The sequence below is a fragment of the Mycobacterium sp. genome, assembly GCF_046091765.1.
Classification (GTDB): domain Bacteria; phylum Actinomycetota; class Actinomycetes; order Mycobacteriales; family Mycobacteriaceae; genus Mycobacterium.
This window is the reverse complement of sequence record NZ_JBJTCF010000042.1, coordinates 1-5,609: the sequence shown is the minus strand read 5'-3', so window position 1 is coordinate 5,609 and position 5,609 is coordinate 1. Positions and strand designations below refer to the sequence as shown.

The window sequence follows — 5,609 nt, the reverse complement described above, 5'->3', positions numbered from 1 at the left end:
CTGCCCGCCGGGCAGCCGGATCACCACCGCACCGTCGGCGGGCAACGGCTCGGCGGGCTCTCGTCGCTGCCGGGACTGTCCGGGCTGGGCCGCGAGATCGGTCCGCTCGGCCCGCTCGGAAGCCGCCGCGAGGCGCCGGATGCCGCGGGGGAGCGGTCCGGGGAGTCCGACGGCCCCGCCGAGCCGACCGCGGATCGGCCCGCCGAGCCGTTGCCCGCCGACGGTGCGGTGGTGATCCGGCTGCCCGGCGGGCAGACGGTCACCGCCCCCAGCCCGGAGCTGGCCGCGGTGATCACCGCCGCCGTGGCCGGGACGCCCATCCCCGACGCGTTCCGCCAGCAGGGCATCGCCATTCCGCCGCCCGGGTCGGCCATCGCCGCCCTGGTCGCCCCCGACCAGTTGACCGCCGGTGACATCGGGGTGCTGGCCGACCGCCACGCGCTTGCCCTCGGTGCGGGAAAAGCACTGCTGGACAACCAGATCCGCGACGTCGCGGACATCGCCGGCATCGCCGGGCCGGGTTTCGCCGGCTGGCAGCATCCCCCCGAGCCGCTGCCGGTACCGCCGGCGGCGCCCGTCCCGGCGCCGGCCCCCGGTGCCGTCCCGTCCTGATTGGAGTCACTCATGGCAGAGCGCATCACCGTCGTGCCCGCCGAACTGCGCCGGGCGGCCCAGGAGCACCGGCTGACCGCCGACTACCTGCACGGGGTGCCGTCCGGGCACGCCGAGGTGCTGGCGGCACTCGAGGCGCTGGGCCCGGTGTTCGCCGAACTGCGCGAAGCCGGCCGCGGACTGCTCGACGAGCGCCGAGTCTGCTACGAGCAGCAGGCCGCCGCCCACGCCGAGTTGGCCGACCGGCTCAGCAGCGCCGCCGACGTCTGGGAGCAGCACGACGCGGCCGCCGCGTCGCAGCTCGGGTCGATTCCCGAGGAGCGCGGGTGAGTTCGCCCGATCCGGCGTTCGACGCCGCCCACCCCAGCGGGCACCTGGTGTTCCGGTCCTGCCGCGGCGGCTATCTGCACAGCGTCGCGCTGGCGGATGCGGCGATGGAGGCCGAGGCCGCGGCGCTGGCCCGGGCGGTCCTGCTCGCCGCGCAGGTCTCGCATCTCAAGGCCGTCATGCGGATCCGCCAGGAGATCGTGTCGGCGGGTTTCACCCCGTCGGCGGGACTGCCCGCACCCGCCGACCTCGACCTCGCCGAGCAGGCACTACGGCAGCACGCGCTGCGGCCCGGTGGTTGACGGCAGCAGCGGCGGCTCCCCGGTGTCTCCGGAAGCGCTGTCGCCGAACAGTTCTCGCGCCCGCGCGAGCAGCAGGCGAACCTCGTCGAGTTGGTGCTGCAGCATCTCCACGCCCGTCACGCTAACCGGGCCGGCGCAGCGCCCACAATTCACCCGAACGCTGGCGGGGTATTTCGGCGTTGATCCGGTCCAGCAGTTCGCCGAAGCGGCGGGACTCCGGATGGCGGCCCGGCTTGCCGCTGCTGACCAGCCCGACCGCCAGCCGCCGCTGCGGGTCGGCCCACATCACGACGTTGGTCAGGCCGGTGTGTCCGAACGCGGCCGGGGCGCCGCGGCCGAACGGTCCGAAGCGCCGCGAGCCGAGCATGTACCCGGTTCCCCAGCGGATCGGTGCCAGCCCGGTGGCCACGTCCGGCCGCAACCGGCGGCACGGCGCGACCGCGGCGGCCAGGGTGTCCGGGCGCAGCACGCGCACGCCGTCGAGTTCACCGCCGCGGCGCAGCAGGTCGGCGAAGCGGGACAGTTCGTCGGCGTTGGACACGGTGCTCGACGAGGGGATCACGCTGGTCAGAAACAGCGGGGTGTTGGAGAACGGGACGATCTGCTGCATGGTCCCGCCCAGCGCGGTGCGCAGCGCCGCCGAGATCGGCGCGGGCAGCGGTGCCCCGGTGACGTGGCTGGGGGCGACCAGCGCCACGTCGGCCTCGGCGACCCCGTAGTTCGTCCACCGGAAACCGAGCGGGTCGAGGATCTCGGTGGCCAGGATCTCGCGGATGCCGCGGCCGGTTGCGGCCGAGACGATCTCGCGGACCAGCGGCCCCCAGGTCAGCCCGTGATAGATGTGCACCAGTCCGGGCGGGTGGATCGGTTTCATCCGGCCCAGTTGTTCGCGGGCGTAGTCGCTGTCGTTCATCCGCTTGAGGTCCGGGCGCGGGCCGGTGGCGAACGGCACCCCGGCACTGTGGGTCATCACGTGACGGATCGTGGTGCGGTCCTTGCCGTGGCTGGTGTAGCTCGGCAGGTAGTCGCACACCCGGTCGTCGAGCCGGAAGTGGCCGCGCTCGACGAGCATGTGCACCACGGTCGTGGTGATCGCCTTGGCCGCCGAGTAGACGCAGAACGGGGTCTGCGTCGTGACCGCGACCTGCTCGGCGTCCGGCGGATCGGCGGGGCCGTTGCCGCGGGCGTGCCCGATCGCGCGGTTGAGCACCGGCACGCCGTCGTAGCGCAGACACAGCTGGACGGCCGGATGCATCCCGGCCGCATACCAGTGCTCCACGGCCCGCCAGATCCGTTCGACGGCGGCCGGATCCAGCGCGCCCGGGTGTTCGTCGCCGACGTCGGTGACCGCCTCGAGGTCAGCCGGAACCCGGATCCTGCCGACGCCGCTCACCGGGAGCGATGCAGGGTGGCGGCCAGGTGGTGCTGCAGCGGTTGCCCGACCGCGGCCATCGCGACGGAGTAGGTCAGCTCGTCACCGGCGACGCGGATCGAACGCGTCAGCGCGGCAACCTCTTTGGCCGATGCGGTGCGCCCGATCGCGGTGGAGTGCACCTCGATGACCAGTCCGCCGTCATGGACCTCGAGTGAGCCTTCGTCGATCTCGGTGACCCCGGTCGGGTGGGCCAGCACCAGTTCCACGCGCCCGGGCGCCGGTGTGCGCAGATACCCGGCCTCGGCGTGCAGCGGCGCACCGGACTCCGACCGGGTTCGCTGGGAGTAGGCCAGGAACGGCTTGCCGTTGTGGCCGAAGGTGATCTCCTCGGTGTAGCCGAACGACTCGATGGTGGGGTACTCGCCGCGGCCGCGACCGGTCCAGGTGCCCAGCAGCGGCGCCAGCGCCGCGATACCCGGATGCAGGTCGGTCATCGCTACAGCGGCCCGGCGAGTTCGATCCAGTTGCCGTCCGGGTCGGCGACGAACAGCCAGCCCATGCCGGGAACGGCGGCGAATTCGGTGCGGGGTTCGACGATGTCGCACCCGGCCTCGGTGAGTGCCCGTTCGGCGGCCGACAGGCTGGTCACCACCAGGGTGAAGTAGCGGATGCCGGCGCGGGCCCGACCGCCGCCCGGCGCGACCGGAGCATCCGGATCCTCGTCGTAGGTGACCAGTTTGAGCACGTTGTCGCCGAGGGCGTAGCGCCGCATCGTCCCGCCGGGGAACTCCAGGCTGCCCTGGAACTGCAGCCCGAGAACGTCGGCATAGAAGGCCGCCATCGCCTCGTGGTTGGTGGTCACCACACCGATCTCGGCGTTCTTGAGGAGAAGTTCGATGGCCATGTCAGTCAGTCTCCTACGGTTTCTCGCCGACGGTGATGAGGTCCCAGACCCCGCGGGTCCACAGCGGGCGGTCGACGCGGCGCTGCTCGACGATCGAGAACCCGGCGTCGGTGAACAGCCGCCGTATCTCGGCCGGCGAGGGGTTGTGCGCGGGGTTGGCGGGGCTGGCCGACAGCCGTCGAAGTGCGGCGGGCATCGGCGGGCTGATGGTGGCCACCGCCGCCAGACCGCCCGGCGCCAGCACCCGGTGGAACTCGCGCATCGCGGCGGGCTGGTCGAAGAAGTGGAACGCCGAGGTGGTGACGACCGCATCCAGCGCACCGTCGTCGAAGGGGAGTCGCTCGGCGGGGCCCTTGAGCCAGCGCACGTGCACCGAACGCGCCCGCGCCTGCTCGAGCATCCCGTCGGACATGTCCACCCCGTACACTTCCTCGGGCCCGATCTCGGAATGGATCCGGGTCGCCAGAATCCCTGTGCCACAGGCGATGTCGGCGACCCGGCGCGACCCCCGCCGGCGCAGCAGCGCGAGCACCTCGTCCTGGGCCGGCTGGTAGACCCAGCGCTGCAGCCGGGGCAGGTCGTAGAGCGGGGCGGCGACGCTCCAGAAGCGCGTCACGAGGTCGTTGAACCGCCGGCCCGGTGCCGTCATCGGCGACTCCTTCTACCCGCTTGTCCCACGCACGTGTTCCGCCCGATCGCTCGACCAGATTGCTCAGCCCCGCCGATCAGCGGAGTATAGGCGCGCCGACCCTGCTGTTCGGGATACCCAGTATCGTCCCCGACAGAACCATGAGCACCCCCTATCCGCCACCGGCCCCGTACTGCTGCTACCGCCATCCCGACCGCGGGACGTACCTGGGCTGCACCCGCTGCGGCCGGCCGGCCTGCCCGGAATGCCTGCGCAGCGCGCCGGTCGGACAGCAGTGCGTCGACTGCGTGCAGGCCGCCGCGGCTCAGGCGCCGGCGGCGGCGCCGGTGCGGATTGCGCGAAGCCGCACCCAGCCGCTGGTCAGCTATGCCCTGATCGCGGTCAACGTGGCGGTCTTCCTCGCCCAGATGGTGTTGCCCGGCCTGCAGGGTGCGTGGTCGCTGTGGCCGCCCGCGGTCGCCGGCGGCGACTACTACCGTCTGGTCACCTCGGCCTTCATGCACTACGGCCTGCTGCACATCGGGTTCAACATGTGGGCGCTCTACGTGTTGGGCCCGCCACTGGAGCAGCACCTGGGCCGGGTGCGCTTCGCCGCCCTCTACGGGTTGAGCGCACTGGGCGGCTCGGCGGTCGTGTACCTCTTCTCGCCGCTGAACGCCGCGACCGCCGGTGCCTCCGGGGCGATCTTCGGGCTCTTCGGCGCCACCTTCGTGGCCGCCAAGCGGCTGAACCTCGACGTGCGCTGGCTGGTGACGCTGATCGCGATCAACCTGGTGCTCACGTTCACCATCCCCGGCATCAGCTGGCAGGGCCATCTCGGCGGGCTGCTGACCGGCGCCCTGGTCGCGCTGATCTACGTGCGCGTCCCGCAGGCGACGGTGCAGGCGGGGCTGAGCGCGGCGGTGCTGCTGGCCCTCGTCGGGCTGATCGTGTGGCGCAGCGCGGATCTGATGTCCCGGCTCGGCCCCGCGATCAACCACGGCGTCATCGCCGGCGGGTGAATAGCGGCGTTACAGCCGCACCAGGCTGAACGGATAGGTGAAGGTGCCGCCCGGGGCGTTGTCGCAACCCACCGCGAACGACGACTGCAGGGTGCCGGTCAGCGTCACCGCGTCGAAGGTGTAGACGTCGCGGGTCGGGATCACCGGCCCGTAGTAGACGTTGCCGCAGCGCAGCCCGTCGGGGACGTCGACGGTCAGGGTGTAGGTGCCGTTGACCTGGTTGGCCACCCCGTACCACTCGTAGGCCTTGGCGATCGGCATCGGGATCGCCGACACCCGCGCGCACTGCTCGGCGTTTCCCGGCGGGGTGCACGAACTGATCGCCCAGATCCAGGTGTGGAAGTCGTAGCGGCCGTCGACGTTGGCGTTGTAGTTGCCCAGCTTCAACCCGGCGGCGCCGGCCGTCGGAGCCAGCATCACCCCCGCCGCGGCGAGCAGC

9 protein-coding genes and 1 pseudogene are annotated in these 5,609 nt (G+C 72.2%); 4 read left to right on the top strand and 6 right to left on the bottom strand.

The window, feature by feature from the left end:
• The 3 genes and pseudogenes from ACKOB8_RS03710 to ACKOB8_RS03700 form a co-directional block, all read left to right on the top strand.
• Positions 1 to 612 (top strand): annotated as a pseudogene (locus ACKOB8_RS03710) (hypothetical protein); the annotation flags it as partial.
• Between the two features lie 12 nt (positions 613 to 624).
• Positions 625 to 942, top strand: coding sequence for a type VII secretion target (locus ACKOB8_RS03705; protein ID WP_526375768.1), 318 nt, complete (start codon positions 625 to 627; stop codon positions 940 to 942).
• Positions 939 to 1,241 (top strand): DUF2694 family protein, encoded by a 303-nt coding sequence (locus ACKOB8_RS03700; RefSeq protein WP_526375766.1) that lies wholly within the window; start codon positions 939 to 941, stop codon positions 1,239 to 1,241. Before ACKOB8_RS03705 ends, ACKOB8_RS03700 begins: the two co-directional genes overlap by 4 nt.
• On the opposite strand, the gene ACKOB8_RS03695 is transcribed toward ACKOB8_RS03700, so the two are convergent.
• The 5 genes from ACKOB8_RS03695 to ACKOB8_RS03675 are packed head-to-tail and all read right to left on the bottom strand — an operon-like array spanning position 1,209 to position 4,169.
• Entirely contained in the window at positions 1,209 to 1,352 is a 144-nt protein-coding gene (locus ACKOB8_RS03695) for a hypothetical protein (RefSeq protein ID WP_526375770.1), read from the bottom strand. The genes ACKOB8_RS03700 and ACKOB8_RS03695 overlap by 33 nt on opposite strands.
• A gap of 10 nt (positions 1,353 to 1,362) precedes the next feature.
• Positions 1,363 to 2,634 (bottom strand): lipase LipE, encoded by a 1,272-nt coding sequence (lipE, locus tag ACKOB8_RS03690; RefSeq protein ID WP_526375764.1) that lies wholly within the window; start codon positions 2,632 to 2,634, stop codon positions 1,363 to 1,365.
• Complete coding sequence (locus tag ACKOB8_RS03685; protein WP_526375762.1) at positions 2,631 to 3,110, bottom strand: peroxynitrite isomerase; 480 nt, start codon at positions 3,108 to 3,110, stop codon at positions 2,631 to 2,633. The genes lipE and ACKOB8_RS03685 overlap by 4 nt, the downstream gene beginning before the upstream one ends.
• 2 nt (positions 3,111 to 3,112) lie before the next feature.
• Positions 3,113 to 3,520 carry a VOC family protein gene (locus ACKOB8_RS03680; RefSeq protein ID WP_526375761.1) on the bottom strand — a complete coding sequence of 136 codons (408 nt, stop codon included), beginning with the start codon at positions 3,518 to 3,520 and terminating at the stop codon, positions 3,113 to 3,115.
• 13 nt (positions 3,521 to 3,533) lie between these two features.
• Positions 3,534 to 4,169: a class I SAM-dependent DNA methyltransferase gene (locus tag ACKOB8_RS03675; protein ID WP_526375759.1), complete on the bottom strand. Its 636-nt coding sequence runs from the start codon at positions 4,167 to 4,169 to the stop codon at positions 3,534 to 3,536.
• A 140-nt stretch (positions 4,170 to 4,309) separates the two neighbouring features.
• On the opposite strand from ACKOB8_RS03675, the gene ACKOB8_RS03670 reads away from it, so the two are divergent.
• On the top strand, positions 4,310 to 5,170 hold the full coding sequence (locus ACKOB8_RS03670) for a rhomboid family intramembrane serine protease (protein ID WP_526375757.1): 861 nt from the start codon (positions 4,310 to 4,312) through the stop codon (positions 5,168 to 5,170).
• A 9-nt stretch (positions 5,171 to 5,179) separates the two neighbouring features.
• On the opposite strand, the gene ACKOB8_RS03665 is transcribed toward ACKOB8_RS03670, so the two are convergent.
• Positions 5,180 to 5,608 (bottom strand): hypothetical protein, encoded by a 429-nt coding sequence (locus ACKOB8_RS03665; protein ID WP_526375755.1) that lies wholly within the window; start codon positions 5,606 to 5,608, stop codon positions 5,180 to 5,182.
• Position 5,609 lies beyond the last annotated feature (1 nt).

Coding starts and splice junctions, on each gene's coding strand:
- ACKOB8_RS03680 (WP_526375761.1), bottom strand. CDS start 3,520: ATGGCCATCGAACTTCTCCTCAAGAACGCCGAGATCGGTGTGGTGACC.
- ACKOB8_RS03705 (WP_526375768.1), top strand. CDS start 625: ATGGCAGAGCGCATCACCGTCGTGCCCGCCGAACTGCGCCGGGCGGCC.
- ACKOB8_RS03685 (WP_526375762.1), bottom strand. CDS start 3,110: ATGACCGACCTGCATCCGGGTATCGCGGCGCTGGCGCCGCTGCTGGGC.
- ACKOB8_RS03675 (WP_526375759.1), bottom strand. CDS start 4,169: ATGACGGCACCGGGCCGGCGGTTCAACGACCTCGTGACGCGCTTCTGG.
- ACKOB8_RS03670 (WP_526375757.1), top strand. CDS start 4,310: ATGAGCACCCCCTATCCGCCACCGGCCCCGTACTGCTGCTACCGCCAT.